The sequence below is a fragment of the Pseudomonas sediminis genome (assembly GCF_039555755.1).
In the GTDB taxonomy this organism is placed as follows: Bacteria; Pseudomonadota; Gammaproteobacteria; order Pseudomonadales; family Pseudomonadaceae; genus Aquipseudomonas; species Aquipseudomonas mendocina_D.
In genome coordinates this window covers 3188513-3208025 of the sequence record NZ_CP154631.1, presented here as the reverse complement: position 1 = coordinate 3208025, position 19513 = coordinate 3188513, and the positions used below count along the sequence as shown (strand labels likewise).

The window sequence follows — 19513 nt, the reverse complement described above, 5'->3', positions numbered from 1 at the left end:
GCCGGCCGCCTAAAACCTATCATCCCGAAAACTCGTAAATGTTCTCGGTAGTCTGTCGTGCACTATGTCGAGCTGGACGGGATGATCTCTTCGGTGCCGCTCATGGCACATCATCAGGAGAGCAATCATGACCCAGCAACCTAAGACAACCTCGCCCACCCCAATGACTAGCGAGGCAGCGGCCCGAATCCATTCCAGTGAGGCAAAGGGTAATGGCGGCCAGGTATCCAAAGGCAGTTTCACTGCACGGGCGACTCGTGCGGCTGAAAAGAACAAACGCTGATTAAGGAAAACGCGGGGCTTCTGCCCCGCTTCTTCACTAGGGACACCCAATGTTTTCCAGAAGTCCTTTGCCCAAACTCGGAGAAGTGCTTCGCCACGTCATTACCGATGCAGGTCTGCGTCCGCTCTTGAACGAGCGAGGCATGGATAAAGGCCTAGACGACGCGGCTATCGAGGCCCGCCCTGAATCCACCGCAGAACTGATCGCCGAGATTGAACAGCAGCTACTCAAAGCCGTGCACGCAGAGTGTGGCCCCTCTTGGCACCAGTGGTTGGACGCAGCCTGGCGTCACACCCGTACAACGATACAAACCCTTGTGCAGAACATTGATGAAATGTCTTGGGCTGATGAGGACGGCCAAGAGCTGTACCGGGAGACGGTTCAACTGCCGTTGTGCAGGGGCCTTCTCCAGTCGGCTCAACGTCAGATGTCAGGGCCACCCCTAAATAACCTGTGCGCGTCTCCCTTCCATACTTGGGTTGAATGGCTTTCTGCGCAGTTGGCGATTGAGCAGGCAACCCTGCTAGAGCGTCTAGAATCCTGCCTCGGCGTTGACATACGTAGCTTGCAACGCTGGCTACAAGGCAAGCCAATCAAAAAAAGCTTCTGGCCGCTCCGAAAGAAAGTAGAAGCGTGTGTAGATCGTGCTCTGTCCGAACGGCAAGTCGAGCTAAGTACAGGCTGGCTGATCGTGGCGATTACCCTGCAAAACATCCCTACCGTTCTGCGAGTAGCCATAAGCCAATCGCTCCAATATTCCCCCCCATCGCTTGATGATGTCATCAACTCCTTTGCTCAACGCGAAGCGCAGTGGGCTTTTCACGGTATTCGTAAAAAGGCCATACCGCTCATCATTGAAATCGAAGAGCTATTTGCGTCGACGGCAGCGCATGCGGACACCATTCAACTGAACCTTCAACAGCTGCAACAGCTGATCCGACAAGGCACAGAACAAGAGCAAGCGCAGCTCCAATACCAGCACGACTGGCTGAGTGCGCGACTAGCTGCTTTCACTCGTCCTCACAGTGAGGCCGTGACGCTATACCTGCGAGCAGTCGAGCAGGCTTGGTGGCGAAAAGGCGCTAATCAGAAGGCACTGCTCACAGAGGCACTGCTTTTCGCTGTTGGTGCTGGCGAGCAGCGTGTCGCAAAACACTTCTGGGACAAGACTTTTTTACTAGGCATCAACCACTGGCCAAAACGCCCATTTGATGAGCAACAACGCCGAAGCCTCGCCTTGGCCTTTGAGTATCGCTTCCAACCATTAAAAGCACATGATCGCGTACCGCCGGCCCTGGAAATGGCGGTTCTGGAAGGCCCCTTTCGCGTCACAAGCGAAGCTCTTGAGGCTCCAAACCGAAAAGTTAAATACGCCGATGGGCGCACACGACGAACACCGCTTATGCAGGCGGTCATGATGGGCACACTGGATGACGTAAAGGCTCTCTTGGAACGCGGCGGAGACCCGAACGACTATATCCCGGAGTCAGGTGAAGGGCCGATCAGTTATGCCATGCGCCGAGCTTGCGACCAGAAAGATCCCGCCATCATGAATCACTTACTAAGCGCGGGACTGACCGTCGAAACGGTAAACCGCCACGCCTCCACAAAAAAAGAGACGCCGATGAAATGGGCCATAGAAATGGCTGACGCTACTGCTGTCGAACAACTACTACAACTGGGCGCCCAGACTGAAATATCCTGCGGATATCAGGCTTCGGCGCTGTGCTATGCAATGGCACTATTCCACCACAGCAAACGACCAGAAACCGCATTCGCTATCGAGCAAGAATTTTATGTGAACGGCAAAACTCGCGGTGATGCGTATGATGCAAAAGAAGGTGTCGCAGTGGACGTTGACCTACCGAGCCGCCGTCTTTCCATGCTCAAAATGATGCAAAGCCCCCATTACCGAGATCTATTCCAAGCCACTAGGGAATACTATTCCCGCCCCCTAGAAGACAGACGTCAAGTCATCGAAGTCCTACTCAAGCACGGTGCCAATCCAAATCGTCGCTACCGAGTTCAACCGGAGCATATAGCCGAGTGGACCCCAACACTATTCGCCGCAGAAATTGGAGATCTAGCTCTGTTTAAACTCCTACTAAGCTATGGCGGCGACGCTGCACTACCCCTCATACCCAGCAATAGTCCATTGCAGACCTATGATGCGCTATGGATAGCCATAGACCATGACCGCAGAGAGATTGTGCAATATCTAACGCAAAGGGTTTAATTGGATATCTATCGCTAGAAAATCATGTGCACAGTGGTCTTTCCCAAACTGAGTGGATACTGATTTAAGATTGAGCTACCTCTTCCCCTCAATCAGGGCCCATGGATCTGCGATAAGGTCATCATGGCTGGTACCCAGCCCCTCGCTATCTGATGAATCCACAGCCCGATAGAGACTTTCTTCAACTGTAGATTTGCTGGCCAACAAAGTCTGTGATGGATTGGTGGAAATAGCTAAAACTTTTCTGACCGCACCTAACGTCTCTTTAGGAATAAGCATCAGTTCGGCGTCCAGCGCCTCAGCAATCTTATCCAACGTAATCAGGCTTGGATTCCCGCTTTTTTCAATTTTTTCATATTGCTGACGATTGATACCTGCTAGCAGAGTCATGTCAGAAGATCGAATCTTCAAGGCTTTTCTGCGCCTAAGAATCTGATCAAGCAATGTTGTTCTCATCGGAAACCTTACCTTGCAACTGCAATAACCACTTGAAAATCCGCTACGGGTCGCTTAATCCGCATCGGCCTACGCAGCATATATGATGCAATTCGCGTATTTTGAAGCACGTATGCTGCATTAGACTCAAAATGAAGCACAAATGCTGCATTGGTTAGGACTTATACCAAGCAAACCCTGCCACACACTATGGCGGCTCCAAACAGCTATCCGACCTAGCAGTGCATCAATCCAGAACAGGCTTGCTGCTGACGCCTTCGAGCAGTTTAAGGATCTATTGGCGCCCCGTTTGGCTTTGCACAAGATCGAGCGGATGCTGCCCAAAGACCGATTACAGAGGACGAGAACCAATACGATGCACCCAAAAGGTCGTTTGCGAAGAATGCTAGGGGCTCGTGAACAACCCGAACGATAGCTAGCGTGTCATACCAGCCCACGGCTGTAGATAGCACAAGCTCCACCACCTTGGGCCACAAGGTCCTGATAATAAGCATTGTGCAGTTCTCGCAGAGTAGTAACGACACAGACGTAGGCTTCACGGTTCAGAAACTAGAGTAATGGGTGTAAATGGGTGTCATATCGGGTGTATGGCTACAACTAGCGCTCCGATTACTCCCAAGCACCTCGCACGCAGAGTCAAGTTGCTCCCGCTCTAGACTAAGGGCATCGGCGGTCACCAACTCCATCACTACCGCCAACGCCCGTCCCAGGCCTGCCGGGTGAACGAGCGGCGGCGTCAACGCCTTAGTGAGGCGAACTCTGAGCCGGCCCGCGAGCAACGTGACCGCCCTCTAGGTATTCCAGTTTCTGGTTGTAAACCTTGTACGTTGCGTAAACCTCTTCGATTTACGCAACGTACAAGGTTTACAACCAGAGCATCACGGCGTGATGCCGTGCTCCAGGCGGCCGATCAGCGTCAGTACTTGCTGTTGCCCATCGAGAGATCCAGCCAGCGCCAATGGCGCGATATTCCCCAAAGCCAGGGCAGGCTTGGTCAACCAGCGGGCAGCAGCTTGGTCATCGAGGGCGAAGCATTCCAGCGAGGCCCCCAGCAGTGCGCCCATCGGCGGGGCTAGTACGAGATTTTCCCTAATGACCGCCATGAGCGGTTCCTCATACACAATCGCTTTCGCATGCTCAAGGCAACGCGTCTGCATCCAACCAAAGAGCGACACGCCCTCGCCCAAGGCGCCACATACCTCACACACGTGCGTCGATAGCAGCTCAACAAGCCCGATTACAGGTATTGCGTAATCGCCCCCGTGTCGGTAATAGAAGCGCAGCCCACCAAATTTTTCCTTCACCTGCGTCGCCACCAGTTGCTGAGCGCCCGTAGTATCGACGTGATGCTGAATCAATGCACACGCCGCCTCGATTAGCGTGAACCAGCCATCACTGCACTCAAAGCCGAACACCGGCAGAGCACTGAAATCATCAACTGAAAAAATCGCGGGATATCGCTGACACAGCAGCGCATCTAGTTGTTCATGCATAGCCAAGCACACGCGTGTCACTGTCGCACACCGCGCAGTGAATAACGCCGTTCCGACTCGGACTCTCCATCACGATCACTCCTAGCGTCAGAGGCAGAGGGGTCGTCCCGCCATCCAACCGAAACAGTGTTATGTGTATCTCCGTTCGATTGCACTCTGTCATTGCACGCAGTACCTCGACCCAGACATTGCGCCGCTACTGAATAGTTCCAGAAGGAACATCAACGACTTTCGCCCACCACACGAATGAAAATTCACAAGTAAAAGCCGCTCACCATCAACAGTCTCAATCATGTACCTGTGCTCAAACTCGATGACCTTGCTGATCTCTTCGGTCAACATCTTTCTGCCGTTTTCATATTGAGCGTGCTTATAGACGTAGCCAACAGCGCAATAGGCGCTTATGTAAACATCTGTCAAATATCCGGTGATCACATACTCTGGGTATTCCTCTAGCAGCGCATTAACAAGTAGTGCTGTTTTGCCTGGCATAAGCATTTCCCCTCCTAACCATCGCCGACCATACAACAACCGTCCAACACCATGAGCACGCTAAATGGGCTCAAAAGCACCTACCACTGATTTGAGGCACCGTCCCAAAACAGATGGCGAGACATACAATGTGAATGCAGCTGAGTAGTGCGCTTTTGGTCTGCTACCAACTTAAGATTTGGAAAACATAAAAAGAACTTAGTCGATCAAATCTGTGTGTCAACTCACGACCAACTAAAAAATCGCATCATCAGTTAGCGTTTCATTTTTCACTGAAGAAGGACTGCACAAAGAGCTTCAAGGTAGCAACAGCCTTTCACGACAGAGCGACACCAGAGGCCTCAAAGACCTAGCTGACCTAGCTCGCCTTGTGAGTGAAAGCCACATAGCACGGGCACTTCAGGCCCTCTGGCGCGGGCAAGTGCGCAGTCGGCAGGTCACATCGGGAGCAACTTAGCTATTGACTTTTCGGAAAACAGTTGTTAGTATTTGAAGGCATCAGGTCAATCCGACCAGCAAATGCGAAGCTCTCTGATGCAACACTCTTGCTACTCCCTCCCCTCGTTATTACGCCTCTTCTGAATCCCTCACTGGGATGTTCGGCCATCTTTGGCCGTCTACCATCTTCCGAACGCTTCTATTCTCGAACAGTGCATTTACGCTGATTTTTTCTGTGCCCGTTCGTCAGATTTAGAACTCGGAAACTCCCTGCGGGACAATAAAATAAAACTGTCTAAGTCATTGATTAACTTGTGCAACTTTCAAGTTGTCAATACAGCAAACGTGCAGCAAGGAGAAAACCCATGATGTTATGCCGATTAATCCAGCTACCTGTTTGACAAGCCCAAAAACGGCTACCAACCTCTAGTCCACTCATATCGAGCAAACATCATGAAAAAACTCCGGATTAATGGCGGCGAAACAGCTTCGCCCCTAAGAAACATAAAACGCAGCCAGTTTGGCAAACAAACAACCATTTTCCCCTCTCGAAAGAACGGCGAATCCATTGTCTGTGAAGTACGCCTGGAAGCAGATGCATGCTTCCACTGGGAGTACGATAAGGACGTCATCAGCTATCGCCCGCAACCCGAACGGCTTGTCCTGGAAGTCGAGGGCAAGATCCGTACATATGTACCGGACTTCGAGGTTCTCTATTCGGACGGCTCGACCACGTTTGTTGAAGTCAAACCAGACAACGTCTACCGCAAGCCCAAATACCTAGCCCTGTATCGCGCGGCAGAAGAATTCCTCCATAAGCGCGGGCAGCGCTTCCAACTGCTCACTGATAGCCAAATTCGCCAGCAGCCTCGGCTGAATAACCTGATCAAGACCTACTCGCAGGCCCGTGGCGTGACACCAATTGAGCGGGCTTATCTGCGCGATCAGCTCAGCATGCTGAAAGCCCCCATGCAAATTGGTGACCTTCTGGCGTTGCCCTCACCTCCCTCTCCAGCCTCGCTGTCTGCGGCGCTTTTTGAACAAGAGTTGCGCTGCAACTGGGACAAACCAATTTCTACCAGCAGCCGGGTTTTCTGGGGGTAAAGCATGCCGAACCAGCACACTGTACAAATCGGGGCACGGTACGAACTGAACGGGGATTTGGTCGAGGTCATCGATCAGGCCAACGGACGCATATTCATGCGTGGTGTGAACCATAAAGGCGCCTTGTACCTTCCTGAGACAGAAGTGGATCAGCTCATCCGCCAAGGCCGTTTCGTACCAATCAGCAGCGCCCTGATGGATCAACAAAAGGCCCTACAACTGGTGAGGCTAGACGCAGCTCAGCGTCTCAAGCTCGACCACATGTCCTACTACATCCAGAATCTTATAGAGATGTTTCATGGTTCGCTCCCACGCGAAAAGACTCTCGCTGCGGTAGCGACGATGGCCGCTGAGTTGGGAGATCCAAAACCGCCGAAGTACACCAAGCTATACGAGCAAGTAAAGCTCTTCTTGGCAAACGGAAAAAGCACGCTCGCCCTTGTCGATCTGGCAACAGGTAAGCAGCTACGCGCCAAGCGGTTGAGCCAAGAGTCCCTGGAAGTCATGCAGGACTATATCCGCCATCACTATTTGAAGAGCACAAAGCCGCCTGCACTGATGGTCTACAAATTGTTCGTATCTCACCTGGAAGAGCTGAACCTGCACTCCGAAAGCAAGCTGGACGTACCGTCCGCTTCGACTTTTTACCGAGCGCTAAAAGCACTCAACAGCTACGACGTGGACCGCGCCCGACTTGGCTCAAGAGCAGCAGCTAAAAAGTATGGCTTCGGCAAAGGAATCCACGTCCCTGAAAGGCTATTGAGCAGGGTCGAGGCGGACACTCAGGAAGTAGACATTCACCTGGTTGGTGAGGATGGCATCTACATAGGACGTGCCTACCTAACCGTATTGCTAGAAGTACTAACCAGTTCGGTTATTGGCTGGAGCCTTTCGTTCACTCCGCCTTGTTTCGAAAAAACCGCCAGCGCGCTGAGTCATGCGTTGCGCGTGCGCGAGGATGGCTCCCCCGCCGGACTCATGGAAGAGCTAGTCGTAGATAACGGGCCAGAGTTCTACAACGCCTCTCTGCTTGCCTTGGCCAACCGCCTTGGGTTCACCGTTCGCTTCTGCTCGAAGGGCCAACCTAACCAAAAACCCCACGTTGAGAGCTTTTTCCGCACTTTGAATCTACAACTCATTCATGGGTTGAGCGGAACCACGAAGTCCAATCCAACAATGCGGGGAGACTATGACTCCGAAAGCGAAGCGGTAATGACGCTAGATGAGTTTCGCGCGATCGTCGATGACTGGATTCTGAACTACTACAACAAAATGAGTCACGGCCATCGCTATCTGCCAGCAAACGTGCTGTGGGAGCGATACATAGACAAAATGAATCCGCCGAAAGTTTTTACAGCTGAGGCTCTGAGTTTTATCTGTATTTCGACTCACTTCTGCACTATCAATCGCGGTCGAGTTCGGTTCAAGAACCTGGCATGGTCCGGTCCGGGGCTACCCATAATTGAAAGTAATTTGAAGACATCACAAAAGGTCGAAGTTCTATACGACCGAACGGACCTCGGTACTGTCTACGTGCGAGATCCGAGCAGCGGTACGTTCTATCAAGCAGATGGAGTGCATAGCTATCAGTTTGGCTTGTCCATGTATGAACACGAACTGGTACAAAAAAAGCTTAAGGAAGAGGCAAAGCTCTTTACAGGCGAAGAAGCTCGGCAGACATTGCGCCGGATCTGGCAGGCCCTGAGCGAGAGCACAGCGAACAATGCGCGACGTAAACGCGCCCATCTCAGTGATGTTCGCAGTAACCAGACACAGAACATTACCGCCCCTAATAACTTGAGTGATGATGTTCAACACATCAACGAACACATCGAACTTGCAGAGGAAATCGATCTTGAACTTATTGACGACACGCTTGATGACGATGACGACTACGAAACCTTCGAACTACCTAGGAAGTAATGATGAACGACGAGATCAAAGACAAGCTGGTGCAGTTTGCACAATTTGTTGTGAACCACCCTGAGTACGCCGATGCACTGAGTTGCATCACCCGCAGCATTGAAGCCACGACGACACGGGGAGAACCGGCATCAGCGCTCCTGACTGGAGAACCAGGGACGGGTAAATCAACGGCTTGCAGGATAGCCTTGAGCCAGTTCGGTGAGAGGCGGATTGTCACCACGGAGGCAGGTACGACCGAAATTGTTCCAGCGTTCTACTGCTCTCTACAAGCGGGCGCCACGACCAAGAGCCTCACAACGTCGATGTTGCAGGAGCTGGGATGCAGCAACGTGACCGGCAACAGCTCGACGCTATTCAAGCGCCTGGTCACTCTTCTTCAAACGTGCCAGACCAAGCTCATCGTGCTTGACGAGTTCGACAACCTGCTTCGCAAGGGAGCAGAAAAATCCCGCGAACAAGTCTGCGATTGGGTGCGCACCCTGTTGAACGAAACATTGGTTCCGGTTGCGATTGTTGGTATTCCCAGCTGCGAAGAAATCATCAATGCACATCCCCAGCTTTCCAGACGGTATCCGTATCGGCACCAAATGAATCACTTCACCTACGCCGCGCTTGACCCTGCCTCCGTATTCAGTAAGACCTTGCGGGCGCTTGGTGGAGCGATCAAGAAAATCGGTGAATTCGAGAAGTGCATTAGCTTGAACACAGAGCAGCCGCTTAAGGCGATGTACCTGACGACAGGCGGAAACATGAATGGCATTCGCCAGCTCCTCAACGATGCTTTCCGGCTCGCACTGCTGCGTAACAACGGTAGTTTCGAACTTATCGACCTGATCAGCGCCGCAGATCTCTCTGTCATCCCCACCGCTCTGTATCGCGGCAATGCCTTTCGTCTCACCGACGAGTCGCTCACTAAAATCATCTCCGGGGTGAAAGTAAAATGAAAATTTTCCACCTCGCCCACGCCCGTCATGAAGAGAGCCCCCGAAGCGTAATGATGCGTACCGCCCATGCGAACGGGTTTGGCTCAGTTTCAGCAATGGCCAGAGCCTTTGGAGCGAAGGAGTCACGCCAACCCTTCGCTTGGCAAATGCAGCACTCAAAACTTGCTAGTCAGTTGGCCAGCCATGAAGGCCTCAATAGCACACAATTTCTCGCGAGTTTCTACAGACAGCTCGGACGCACAAGTGAGAGCCCCGTTGAGGTGATGGGATTGGCCGTGCCGGCGGCCATTATTCGGACTGATGCGTATAGCTTTTGCCCAGGCTGCATCCAGTCAGGCAGCCATCCATCGATACTGGATCTCAACTGGCTAGAAAGCTGCCCCTATCACGCTTGCAAGCTAGTGTCGGCGTGCCCTGAATGCTCTCGGGGTATCCGATGGACCCAGCTTTCCGGCCCCCATTGTCAGTGCGGATTTGATCTACGCGCTACGCCGATAATTTCCACTCACGCGGACAGTTCCCATCGACTCCTGAACATCTTCAGGCGAAAAGATCAGCCCGCTTTGGATCGATTCATTTATGCGCTGAAGGCCCTTCGGTATACCCAGCACCATGAGCAAGCGCAGAGCATTGTAGAAGCCGCTGCACGTGTCGCCGATTGTGACGCGGGGGTATTCGAGGAGCTGATACAGGCATCCGAGCGCCTCTACCCGTGCCTTACGGCGAGACCACTTCTCGCTCCTTGGATCGCCTCGGAGGATTCATGGGTCAAAAGCCAAGTACACCACTTGCTTCGTTCCAAAGCCGATATCGCCGACGCAAGCGGGACATGCAATTGCTCAGAACTTCAGCTTTATCAGGACGAGATGGTTTATGCCCTGAAGGTTTCACCGACCAAGCTCAGATCATTCCTGACCCGTGATTTGGTTCAACGCGCGAAGGGGGATGAAGCACGATGGAAGTACTCTGCCAAGAAGCTATGCATGCTGCTTGAGCAGTCGACCGCGCCTAGCGCGGAAGCTAAGCATGCTTCCACCTTGAGCCCCTCAACCCACGATTGCAGTACATACCTCACCATTGATGAGGTCGCTGTCCGCTTGGGCGTATACCCAGATGCAGTTCGTAGCGCCTACTCGCAGGGCTTCATGCACGCCTCGGCGAGGAAAGATGCTCATGGCAGGAGACTGCTCCAGGCGGCTGCGGTAGACCATTTTTCAGCGACCTTCGCTTTCGTAGGTCAGCTTGCTACGGATCTGAGTCTTCCTAGAACCACCCTTTCCGCCAAGCTCCTTCACCTCGGGATAGCTCCCGTTTCTGGGCATGGGTTTGATGAAGGTCTAATACCTATATATCGCCGAGATGATGTAACCGACGAGGTTCAGGCCACGCTACAAAATCTCGCTCACTACAAATCAAACTCAGGCAGGAAACCGGCTGGTTGTTCTAGCCGCTCGGGAGATGAATCTACATCAAGCACAGATACGGCGCGCACGCTGGGTGTCGGCGTGCACGACTTGAAGCATCTCGAACGACTTGGTCACCTCATTCGATCAAAGAACCTTAAGACAGGTCGCTATTTCACTAACAGCTCAGTGAAAAATGCTCAAGCACTGCTTAAGAGCACGGTCTCACTCAAGTGCTTTTCAGGTCAGCTCGGCATGTCTTCTCAGACTTTTTCCAGGAGATACATCCAAAGTGACTTTCTGAAGTACATTCGTATAGGTAGCAAAATCCTAGTGCCGGTGGAGCAGCTTCATCGCATCCAAGAGCACCGCTACCTATTCGTCAGTCTCTGCGAAGCGGACGAAATTCTTGGCGCGCCCATTGGCCACACCGCCAACCTTATAAGAATGAAAAAACTTAACCCTATCCTTTCCAATGAAGCCGGCTATGTATCTACGGTTCGCCTTGTTCGCCGCAATGATATCAACGAGATAAAGTAGCCACTCCTCCGCAAAAACCAGTAGCGTTCTGTTACTGCGAACACAAACTTTTAAAACCTTAAAAAGCCATTTCGCAAATTAGTGCAAAAACTGGTTAGAAATTCGCGAAATAGCGAAAAATAAGTTTCGCCCCCAGCGAGAAATCAACCTAGAGGCCCTGAGTTCCGGGATCAAGGTTTCGGCAATTAACGAAAATGAGTGGCTGACATCAGAGTAGATTGACCCTACACCTGCCAGGGATGTTGGGAATGAAGTTGAATAAAAAGCCCCGCCTAGTGCGGGGCTTTTTATTGGCGAGGAATATATGCTTACTGAAAAACATTACGCATATGTCGACGAGTCGGGAAATACTAGCTTAAACATAGAAAAGGACGGAACATCAGAATACTATGTAGTATGCGCAATAATTAGCTCAGAGCACAATTTAAAGCAAAACGAAAAAGTTGCCGAAGCAATAAGAGAAAGACATTTCAAAACAAGCGAAATAAAATCAAGCAACGTCGGACATAAAAGCCATAACCGCAGAATTCAAATACTAGAAGACCTAGCCAAGCTCGAGATAAGGCTTGAGATTATCGCAATAAACAAATCTGAAATATATCCAGATAGCGGCCTCAAGCATAAAAAATCCTTCATAAAATATGGAACCAGCATACTATATAAAAACCTATATGAAACATATCCCACCATTGAGGTGTTAGCTGATGAGCATGGGTCGCCAGAATTCAAATCCTCGCTAGAAGCGTACGTCAATAGGAAATTTGATTTAATCGACTCCACCTCGGCCTTCGGAACAGCAAAGAGCCATGAAGCCATATTAATTCAAGTAGCCGACTTCTATGCGGGCACGATAGCGCACATATACGAAGAAAAATGCCCACCGTATATTGCCCTGGAGTACTTAAATAAAATCAGAGAAAAGCAGAATTCTTTTATTGAGTGGCCAATCCGATACACATCACCTCCCCAATCTAAATCTTCAACACCCCAAGACCAAAAGGTATACGAAATCGCTATAAAAAGCGCATATGATTACCTTTCTAAAACACCAAAATCTGCCGATCAATCTAAAAGACTACAAACGGCGATACTGAAATTCTTGCTTTTCAAAAACACACTAGAGGGAACGTCCAACTACATAAGCACGGTAGAAATAGAAAATCACTTAAAAAATATTGGACTCACAGACATCACACAACAAATGCTACGCACTGGAGGAATTGCAAAACTTCGAGACGAAAGCGTCATAATCGCGAGCAGCCCAAATGGTTACAAAATACCGACATCTCTATCTGACATCCAAGACTATCTAAATAAAGTAACATCTCAAATAATTCCCATATTGGATCGCGTTAAGAAAATGCATAATCATTATCGCACCCAATCTGCAGGAACACTTGAAATGATCAATAAAGACAGCGCCGGAGACCTATGCAATTTAATAGAGGCTAGTGACCCCGCATGGCAAAAAATCCAAGCACAACTTATCAAAGATAACAATTAAAAACTTCAAAATACTAATTCCCCTACGACTCCAGTTAAACCTGAAACGTTTTTATGTCGCTCTCCTTTACCGTTTTCGCCCTTACGGCGAGCCACTTTCTCTTTGCTCGCGCGAAAGAGAAAGTAACCAAAGAGAAAGCGCGCCCGGCATCCGGGTTTCGCTACGCGAAACTCCCCTCGCTCCGGCGCTGCTCCGAGGGTCGTCGCGAAGGGCCATCCCTGGCCCATCACTCCTCGTTTGGCATCCATGCCAAACGCCCCTCTCCACAGCACCTCCACTCGGCCTCCTGACGGGATTCGGGGACCGCGGTATTTGAACGTGTTGTGGAAGGCAGAGCAAAAAAGCAAAAGCAGAGCTTAAAGCGAGAGCATTGCGGCCAAGCCGCAATGCTCTCGCTCTGTTTGGTGCTGGATCGCCGATCTCACAGACGACGCCAAACGCCCCGTCAGGAGGCCGAGTGGAATCGTTGTGTAAGGGGTTGAGCGGCATGGATGCCGCGAGAGCCGCGATGGGCCAGGGATGGCCCTTCGCGGCGGGCCCCTGGAACAATGATGGAGCGAGGGAACCCGACGAAGTCGGGCCGGATGGCAGGGGCACAGACCTTTTGCTTACTTTTGGGGCGTCTGCCAAAAGTGAGCCGCTGTAAGAGCGGAACCGGTATCGGCAACAACATGGAAGCGGCGAGTTCACGCCGGATCGTGTCCCAGGAAGTGGTGTAACTGAGGTCTAACCAAAGTGCCGTCAGGCGTGAGCCATCGTGGTTCTTGGCTGGTTGAGCGAGTAGACCTGAGAACCGCTGAAGAGTGGATGAAAAAAGCGTCATCCACCCTACTGACCTTTGCCTTTCTTCTTGGCAATCGCCTTCATCCGCGCTGCGGCCTTCTGCACACTGGCCATCTTCTCGGGCCTTTTCATGCCTCGCCATTTGCGGATTTCCTCGCGCGTGCGCCCGCAACTGACGCACAGCTCACTGTTGAGCTGGCACAGCGACACGCAGGGGTTCTCAATGTCCTTGGCCACGCTTGCCCCTTGCCGGTCGTTCGACCGAGAACGCGACGTGGTCGGCGATGCTGGAAACGCTGATGCCCACCTCATCGAAAGCGGCCAGCGTCAGCGCCCGCATTCTCGCCTTGTCGGCGCAGGCAAGTGCACGCGCCTTGTTCGCTTCGCTGTCGAACACCCAGGTCACCACAAGGCTCTGCGGAAACTGCTCGTAGTTCACATCATGGGTCAGCCACTGGAAGCCGACGATTTCGCTTTTCGCCGTTTCACAGGCAAGGGTCAGGGTGCGAATCAGCTCGCGCTCGATGCCTGAGTATTTTCGTTTCGGCGATGGCATAAGGTTGTTCTGGGTCCGAGTTCGCTGCGCCGCCATGTTACCCGAGGCGCAAAACGGCCAGAGGGAATTGATGGGGCGAGGCCGGAAAATGGTATCCGCGACACGGGGTAACGCCGAGTGAGGGTACGATCATGGCGCCCGAGCAACCCCGCCCGCGGGTTACAATCCACGGCCCACGCATTCTCCAGCGGACCATATACCGATGTTCACCCTTTCCCACCTCAGCAGCCCGCCGCCCGAGTCACTGAAGAGCCAAGTGCAGCAGATGGTGGTGGACTACTTCGCCGATGTCAGCGCAGTACCGCTGCTGCCAAGCAATCCGCTGTATCAGTTGTACCAGTACGTGATCGGCTATGAGCTGCATCTGCACCTGCAGACCATGAACGGCGACGCCGAAGGCCCCGTGCAGTTGCTACTGGCGCTGGACGATGAAGATCCGGCCCGTGTGCTGGGGTTTGCCCTGTATCTGCCGAGCCCGGACGATGCTGCCGCCTGCACCCTCGCCTATCTGGCGGTGCATAACGAGTATCGCGCTCAGGGCATCGGCCGGGCGCTGCTGCAACGGGTGCTGGAGCGACGCCCGCATCTGGAGCTGGCCTGCGTGGCAGGCAAGGTGCCGCTGTTCGAGGCCCTAGGCTTGCAGGTGCTGGCCGCTCAGGGTGCGCTGGTGGTGATGAACAGCCGCGACTACCGCTCCACCGGCATGGTAGCGGTCGCCGACCTGGCGCCGGTGTTTGCCTCCACCGAGGTCAGGCAGATTCACGCCTACCTGCTCAAGCAACACGGCCAGCGCGCCATGCAACAGGCGGAAAAGCAGCGTGACGCGCACCTCGATGCACTCGCGCTCCAGGCTCAGCAACTGGTCGACGAGCGCCTGCCCTCGCGCGCCCTGCATTGAGGCAATGCCCCACGCTAGCCGTGGGGCTTCACGAAACGCCGATTGCAATCACCTGTGGCGGTCAGCCGACACCACGCATGCACACGCGCAGTTGGCGGACGTTGAACGCCCGCCAACGCTGATAAAGCATTAAGACAGGGACTCTCGCCCGGTCGGCGCAGACCACCAGGCGGCCCATCTAGAGGCGTGGGAGCGACCATCAGCGAACCAACGGGTATACCCATGCATCAAGCAATGGCCATAGGTCCCACTCAGTTGGACACCTGCTCGAGGAATATCAGCTGCAATGGCTCGCTGAGCAGTTCATCAGCGGTGGCGGCAAACGCCTGAAAATAGGGCGTCGCAAAATGCGCATCCAGGGCTGCCTGATCCTTGAAGGCTTCACGCATGTAGAAGGTGCCAGGCTCATCACGCATTTCGAACAGCACGTAATCAAGATTGCCCGGCTCGGCCCGCGTGGGTTCTATCAGGCTCAGCAATCCTTCTTTCAGTTCCTGTTGTTTACCGGGTTTGGCCTTGAGTACGGCAAGGGATACAAATGGTTTGCTCATGGTGTTAACTCGTTCGATGGGTTGGCTTGCGCACCCGGCGAGGACAGTGAACAGCAGCACGCACAGCCAAAGACTCGGGTGTTTGATCATGGGTTTCATCTCACTCTCTGTGGAGTGGGTTCATCCTTGTCCATTCAATCGAAAAGAAACACCGACAGAACGCGCTAATACTTTCTTCGACCTATTGAAAATGAAGCACCCTGAATGGCCACTGGCGATTGCCACCTGAACACGCCACAACGCACTATCAGCCAAACCATTCGTTCTCCGCTGCGAACAAGGAAGCTCCATGCGCCTCGCCCTCGTCCTACTGCTGTTTCTGTGCCATTGCGTGCACGCCACCGAGACCGTCAACGACGTCACCGGCATGAACCCCATCCAAGTGGCGCAGGTACTGGCGCCCACCGAACTGGAGCAGATCGTCACGGCCGTTAGCGGGCATGCCGGCCCCATCGCCATTGGCGGCGGGCGCTACAGCATGGGCGGGCAGACCGCCACCGAACAGGCCCTGCAACTGGACATGCGCCGGTTCAACCGGGTGCTGGAATTTTCCGCCGAACGCCGGGAGATTCGTGTGCAGGCCGGTATCACCTGGCGCGAGTTACTGGAGTACATCGACCCACACGGCCTGTCGCCGCAGATCATGCAGTCCTACGCCAACTTCACCGTCGGTGGCGCCCTCAGCGTCAACGCTCATGGCCGATACGTCGGCCAGGGGCCGTTGGTGCTGGGCGTTCGCTCGCTACGCCTGGTGCTGGCTGACGGTCAGGTGGTGGATGCCAGCCCGACGCACAACAGCGAGCTGTTCCATGGCGCCATAGGCGGTTACGGCGGGCTGGGCGTGATCGTCGAGGCCACCCTGCACTTGGTGGAGAACAGCAAGCTGGTGCGTCAGACGCAGCTCATGCCGCTCGGAGACTATGCGCAGTTCTTCGCCAGCCAGGTACGCGGCAACCCGGACATGGTGATGCACAACGGCATTCTCTATACCGACGATTACGACAGCGTACGCGCCGTGTCCTACCTGCGTACGGATGCGCCGCTGACCGTCACCGAACGCCTGGTACCGCTGGACCGCGACTACAAGGCCATGCGCGCCGCGCTGGCAGTGGCCAGCAGCAATGGCGGCGCAAAGGTGCGTGAAAGCGTCGTCGACCCGCTGCTGCTGAAACGACCGCAAGTGCAGTGGCGCAACCATGAGGCCAGCCTGGATGTGCGCGAACTGCAGCCCATTTCCGGCACCGACTACAGCTATGTGCTGCAGGAATATTTCGTGCCCGAAGCCCAGTTGGAGCCTTTTGTCGCGGGCATGAGAGACGTGCTCAAAGCGCACAAGGTCAAGGTCGCCAATATCTCCATCCGCCATGCCAAGGCCGACCCGGGTACGCTGCTGGCCTGGGCCCGCGAAGACACCTTCGCGCTGGTGATCTACTACCGCCAGGGCGTCTCACCCAGCGAGCGCGCCGCCGTAGGCGACTGGACACGACAGCTGATCGATCTGGCCATCGCCCACCAGGGCAGCTACTACCTGCCCTATCAAATCCACGCCAGCCGGGAGCAATTCCTTGCCGCCTACCCTCGCGCCGAGGAATTTTTCGCGCTGAAAAAACGCGTCGACCCAAGCAACAAATTCCGCAATAAGCTGTGGGATGCCTATTACCTGCAGCCCAGTGGCCACTGATTGAAATCGCGGTCCAACGCTCAGGAGTTCTGCTGTCTGGCATTAACCAGGTCACAGGGCGACTCCCATGCAACCGCATGGGAGACAGCTGGAAAGCCCGGAATCAGAGCCTGCCAAGCCAGTACTGCGGACGGCGGCGGTGAAGGGTAACGGCCAGAATCTGGAAGCCGTCTGGCCTTGGCCGGTAAATGATCGATAGCGGAAAACGCCGAAGGGGGGACGCTGCGAATATCTGGTTCAAGTTCAATCCGCCAGGCCATGGGTGACTCACCAATCAATTTGGCCAAGGCCTGAAACTCGTTGATCAATGCCCACCTAATCCAGGAACCTTCGATTCGTAGTAACCGACTGACTACAGAAACTCGGCTTCCGCTACCGGGTGGAAAAATGCTTCATCGAATCAGGGCTCTGGCCTTCTTGATTACCTCGTCACCCGGCACCGCCTGAATAAAGTCGTCACAGCGAACACAACCCTCCCAGCACCGCCATGATCCACTCCCGCACCGCGAGAATGGTCGGATCGTTTCTGCGGCTCTCCGGGTACACCAGAAAGAACGGTCTGCCCTCCAGTTCCGGGCCGAAAGGCTGCACCAATCGTCCCTCTCTCAGCTCATCCTCGATCAGTTGCCGGCGCATCAGCGCCTCGCCCTGGGCGCCAACGGCCGCCGAACCATCTGGAGCCGAATCTGATCACCGCGCTCGGCTTCATCGGCATCACCCGCGTACACCAGATTGCCATCGAAGGCCAGGAAGTCGGCGGTGAACTGCTCGCCGAATCCGTCAAACAGGCCTTGGCAAAGGTCGATGCGCTGGTGGCCGAGCTGCAGCGTTCATTGCAAGCCGAGCGCGTCGAGGAGCCGGCGTGAGGCAATGGCCAGGCCGAGGATGACGCTGCCTCGCCTCAGCGCTTGGTGCAGGCAAACAGCGCGTTGCCAGAGCTGCCATCCCACGGCGCCAGCCGCTGATAGTCGTGCTCAAGCACCTGCACCTCGAAGTACGGCGCCAGCAGGCTCTGCAGCTCGGTGAAGTTCACCGCCACCATCGGGTGTTCGTCGTGCCAGACCTCGGTCTGTTCGGCGAGGGTAAGTTCGATACGCAGCCTTAGCGCCTGCTGTTCGCCTTCACCGCGGTAGTACCAGCCGGAGCTGAAGCGGAACTGCCCTTCGGCATGCCGTGCGCTGTGGGCAACGAACGAGGCGTTATCGATGCGCTGCTTGTCCACCGCGTTGAAGCAGAACACCCCGCCAACCGCCAGGGCGCCGTGCACGCTGGCGATACAAGCCTTGAGCCGTTCGATGCTGGCGCTGTAATGGATGGAATAGAGAAAGCAGGTGATTAGGTCCAGCGGCTCGTCGACCTGAAAACCGCACATGTCCTGCCGGGCAAAGCGTGCCTCGGGGCAGCGCTGGGCGGCGCGATCGAGCATCGGCTGGTTGATGTCCAGGCCGCTGCTGGAATAGCCGGCATCGAGAAAATGGCGCACATGCGGGCCGGTGCCACAGGCCAGATCGAGGTGGCGCTTGCCTCCGTTGCCGAACAGTTGTTGCAGGCGGTGCACGCAATGACTCTGGGCGGCGTAGTCGATGTCCGCGCACATCAGATCGTAGTAACCCGACAGGTCGGTATAGAGGGCATTGCCAGACATGATGACAGGGGCGCAAGGACGAAGGGCGCGCATCATAGCTCAGGCCGCGAATGGGCAAAATCACTATCGCTGCCGTTGCTATGCCGGCGGTCTGGTCGAGCCCGACGCTCACCATGAACGGGCCCCAGCGACGCTCACGAAACAGCTGGAGGCTTTGTATTCCGTGGATTTCACCAGCTATCAGCGGCATCGATGTTCACCATCATGCCAATGAAGTTCTCTGAAAAAATCCAGTGCGTAACATCTGCTCCATACCCAACCACAACACCGCTGGAGCAAAACATCATGAAACGCCAACTCATCCTCAGCTTCGCTTTCTCCGTACTGGCAGCCAACGTATTCGCCGCCTCCTCCGCCCAACCTGTAGTCGCCGAAGGTGGCTCTGATCGTCTGATCCAGAACCGCGTCGCTGAAGGTGGCTCCGATCGTCTGATCGAAAGCCGCACCGCCTGATACCTTCCTGATGAACTGATCGAGAACGTCGAATGACTCGATGGAACGCGCAGCCCCACAAGGCCGGCCTGATAAACCGGCCTTGGTTTTTTCAGGAATAGAAAGCCCCGCGCACTGCGCGAATGAG

17 protein-coding genes and 3 pseudogenes are annotated in these 19513 nt (G+C 54.2%); 12 read left to right on the top strand and 8 right to left on the bottom strand.

The annotated features are described in order from the left end of the window. Positions 1-127 precede the first annotated feature (127 nt). Positions 128-283 carry a hypothetical protein gene (locus AAEQ75_RS22005; RefSeq protein WP_430523420.1) on the top strand — a complete coding sequence of 52 codons (156 nt, stop codon included), beginning with the start codon at positions 128-130 and terminating at the stop codon, positions 281-283. 142 nt (positions 284-425) lie between these two features. Then, the gene (locus tag AAEQ75_RS15135; protein WP_343349533.1) at positions 426-2519 is read left to right on the top strand and encodes an ankyrin repeat domain-containing protein; all 2094 of its coding nucleotides are present in this window, start codon (positions 426-428) and stop codon (positions 2517-2519) included. Between the two features lie 75 nt (positions 2520-2594). Here AAEQ75_RS15135 and AAEQ75_RS15130 read toward each other — a convergent pair whose 3' ends face one another. From AAEQ75_RS15130 to AAEQ75_RS15120, 3 genes are all read right to left on the bottom strand, one after another. Next, positions 2595-2975: a helix-turn-helix transcriptional regulator gene (locus AAEQ75_RS15130; protein ID WP_343349530.1), complete on the bottom strand. Its 381-nt coding sequence runs from the start codon at positions 2973-2975 to the stop codon at positions 2595-2597. An 878-nt stretch (positions 2976-3853) separates the two neighbouring features. Continuing rightward, positions 3854-4468: an MbcA/ParS/Xre antitoxin family protein gene (locus tag AAEQ75_RS15125; protein WP_343349529.1), complete on the bottom strand. Its 615-nt coding sequence runs from the start codon at positions 4466-4468 to the stop codon at positions 3854-3856. A 159-nt stretch (positions 4469-4627) separates the two neighbouring features. After that, positions 4628-4966 carry a hypothetical protein gene (locus tag AAEQ75_RS15120; protein ID WP_343349528.1) on the bottom strand — a complete coding sequence of 113 codons (339 nt, stop codon included), beginning with the start codon at positions 4964-4966 and terminating at the stop codon, positions 4628-4630. An 885-nt stretch (positions 4967-5851) separates the two neighbouring features. On the opposite strand from AAEQ75_RS15120, the gene AAEQ75_RS15115 reads away from it, so the two are divergent. From AAEQ75_RS15115 to AAEQ75_RS15095, 6 genes and pseudogenes are all read left to right on the top strand, one after another. Further along, positions 5852-6502, top strand: coding sequence for a Tn7 transposase TnsA N-terminal domain-containing protein (locus AAEQ75_RS15115; protein ID WP_343349525.1), 651 nt, complete (start codon positions 5852-5854; stop codon positions 6500-6502). Positions 6503-6505: 3 nt separating this feature from the next. Continuing rightward, positions 6506-8425, top strand: a complete 1920-nt coding sequence (locus AAEQ75_RS15110; RefSeq protein WP_343349522.1) for a hypothetical protein — start codon at positions 6506-6508, stop codon at positions 8423-8425. 2 nt (positions 8426-8427) lie between these two features. Next, entirely contained in the window at positions 8428-9372 is a 945-nt protein-coding gene (locus AAEQ75_RS15105; protein WP_343349521.1) for a TniB family NTP-binding protein, read from the top strand. Next, positions 9369-9713: pseudogene (locus AAEQ75_RS22000) on the top strand (TniQ family protein); the annotation flags it as partial. The gene AAEQ75_RS15105 and the pseudogene AAEQ75_RS22000, both read left to right, overlap by 4 nt. A gap of 222 nt (positions 9714-9935) precedes the next feature. Beyond that, a complete protein-coding gene (locus AAEQ75_RS15100) occupies positions 9936-11315 on the top strand; it encodes a hypothetical protein (RefSeq protein WP_343349519.1) in 1380 nt (459 codons plus the stop codon). Between the two features lie 304 nt (positions 11316-11619). Beyond that, on the top strand, positions 11620-12819 hold the full coding sequence (locus AAEQ75_RS15095) for a DUF3800 domain-containing protein (protein WP_125836531.1): 1200 nt from the start codon (positions 11620-11622) through the stop codon (positions 12817-12819). Positions 12820-13647: 828 nt separating this feature from the next. On the opposite strand, the gene AAEQ75_RS15090 is transcribed toward AAEQ75_RS15095, so the two are convergent. Together AAEQ75_RS15090 and AAEQ75_RS15085 are read right to left on the bottom strand one after the other, a co-directional pair. Continuing rightward, positions 13648-13839, bottom strand: a complete 192-nt coding sequence (locus AAEQ75_RS15090; protein ID WP_125836532.1) for a DUF1289 domain-containing protein — start codon at positions 13837-13839, stop codon at positions 13648-13650. Continuing rightward, positions 13823-14158, bottom strand: a complete 336-nt coding sequence (locus tag AAEQ75_RS15085; protein WP_125836534.1) for a hypothetical protein — start codon at positions 14156-14158, stop codon at positions 13823-13825. The genes AAEQ75_RS15090 and AAEQ75_RS15085 overlap by 17 nt, the downstream gene beginning before the upstream one ends. Positions 14159-14360: 202 nt before the next feature. Between AAEQ75_RS15085 and AAEQ75_RS15080 the strand changes: the two genes are divergently transcribed. Then, on the top strand, positions 14361-15056 hold the full coding sequence (locus AAEQ75_RS15080) for a GNAT family N-acetyltransferase (protein WP_343349515.1): 696 nt from the start codon (positions 14361-14363) through the stop codon (positions 15054-15056). A 251-nt stretch (positions 15057-15307) separates the two neighbouring features. On the opposite strand, the gene AAEQ75_RS15075 is transcribed toward AAEQ75_RS15080, so the two are convergent. Then, positions 15308-15607, bottom strand: coding sequence for a putative quinol monooxygenase (locus AAEQ75_RS15075; RefSeq protein ID WP_343352403.1), 300 nt, complete (start codon positions 15605-15607; stop codon positions 15308-15310). A 289-nt stretch (positions 15608-15896) separates the two neighbouring features. Here AAEQ75_RS15075 and AAEQ75_RS15070 point away from each other — a divergent pair, with 289 nt between their 5' ends. Then, entirely contained in the window at positions 15897-17288 is a 1392-nt protein-coding gene (locus tag AAEQ75_RS15070; protein WP_343349514.1) for an FAD-binding oxidoreductase, read from the top strand. 456 nt (positions 17289-17744) lie between these two features. On the opposite strand, the pseudogene AAEQ75_RS15065 reads toward AAEQ75_RS15070, so the two are convergent. Beyond that, positions 17745-17960, bottom strand: a pseudogene (locus AAEQ75_RS15065) (LysR substrate-binding domain-containing protein); the annotation flags it as partial. On the opposite strand from AAEQ75_RS15065, the pseudogene AAEQ75_RS15060 reads away from it, so the two are divergent. Then, positions 17954-18154: pseudogene (locus AAEQ75_RS15060) on the top strand (NAD(P)H dehydrogenase); the annotation flags it as partial. The pseudogenes AAEQ75_RS15065 and AAEQ75_RS15060 overlap by 7 nt on opposite strands. A 35-nt stretch (positions 18155-18189) precedes the next feature. On the opposite strand, the gene AAEQ75_RS15055 reads toward AAEQ75_RS15060, so the two are convergent. Next, positions 18190-18933 carry a class I SAM-dependent DNA methyltransferase gene (locus AAEQ75_RS15055; RefSeq protein WP_273255024.1) on the bottom strand — a complete coding sequence of 248 codons (744 nt, stop codon included), beginning with the start codon at positions 18931-18933 and terminating at the stop codon, positions 18190-18192. 285 nt (positions 18934-19218) lie between these two features. Between AAEQ75_RS15055 and AAEQ75_RS15050 the strand changes: the two genes are divergently transcribed. Continuing rightward, complete coding sequence (locus tag AAEQ75_RS15050; RefSeq protein WP_343352495.1) at positions 19219-19386, top strand: hypothetical protein; 168 nt, start codon at positions 19219-19221, stop codon at positions 19384-19386. Positions 19387-19513: the final 127 nt, after the last annotated feature.

Bases quoted from the DNA above. Each gene is read 5' to 3' on its own strand.
- AAEQ75_RS15050 (WP_343352495.1), top strand. From the start codon at position 19,219: ATGAAACGCCAACTCATCCTCAGCTTCGCTTTCTCCGTACTGGCAGCC.
- AAEQ75_RS15120 (WP_343349528.1), bottom strand. From the start codon at position 4,966: ATGCTTATGCCAGGCAAAACAGCACTACTTGTTAATGCGCTGCTAGAG.
- AAEQ75_RS15055 (WP_273255024.1), bottom strand. From the start codon at position 18,933: ATGTCTGGCAATGCCCTCTATACCGACCTGTCGGGTTACTACGATCTG.
- AAEQ75_RS15130 (WP_343349530.1), bottom strand. From the start codon at position 2,975: ATGAGAACAACATTGCTTGATCAGATTCTTAGGCGCAGAAAAGCCTTG.
- AAEQ75_RS15080 (WP_343349515.1), top strand. From the start codon at position 14,361: ATGTTCACCCTTTCCCACCTCAGCAGCCCGCCGCCCGAGTCACTGAAG.
- AAEQ75_RS15125 (WP_343349529.1), bottom strand. From the start codon at position 4,468: ATGCATGAACAACTAGATGCGCTGCTGTGTCAGCGATATCCCGCGATT.
- AAEQ75_RS15075 (WP_343352403.1), bottom strand. From the start codon at position 15,607: ATGAGCAAACCATTTGTATCCCTTGCCGTACTCAAGGCCAAACCCGGT.
- AAEQ75_RS15085 (WP_125836534.1), bottom strand. From the start codon at position 14,158: ATGCCATCGCCGAAACGAAAATACTCAGGCATCGAGCGCGAGCTGATT.
- AAEQ75_RS22005 (WP_430523420.1), top strand. From the start codon at position 128: ATGACCCAGCAACCTAAGACAACCTCGCCCACCCCAATGACTAGCGAG.
- AAEQ75_RS15070 (WP_343349514.1), top strand. From the start codon at position 15,897: ATGCGCCTCGCCCTCGTCCTACTGCTGTTTCTGTGCCATTGCGTGCAC.
- AAEQ75_RS15110 (WP_343349522.1), top strand. From the start codon at position 6,506: ATGCCGAACCAGCACACTGTACAAATCGGGGCACGGTACGAACTGAAC.
- AAEQ75_RS15105 (WP_343349521.1), top strand. From the start codon at position 8,428: ATGAACGACGAGATCAAAGACAAGCTGGTGCAGTTTGCACAATTTGTT.
- AAEQ75_RS15095 (WP_125836531.1), top strand. From the start codon at position 11,620: ATGCTTACTGAAAAACATTACGCATATGTCGACGAGTCGGGAAATACT.
- AAEQ75_RS15115 (WP_343349525.1), top strand. From the start codon at position 5,852: ATGAAAAAACTCCGGATTAATGGCGGCGAAACAGCTTCGCCCCTAAGA.
- AAEQ75_RS15135 (WP_343349533.1), top strand. From the start codon at position 426: ATGGATAAAGGCCTAGACGACGCGGCTATCGAGGCCCGCCCTGAATCC.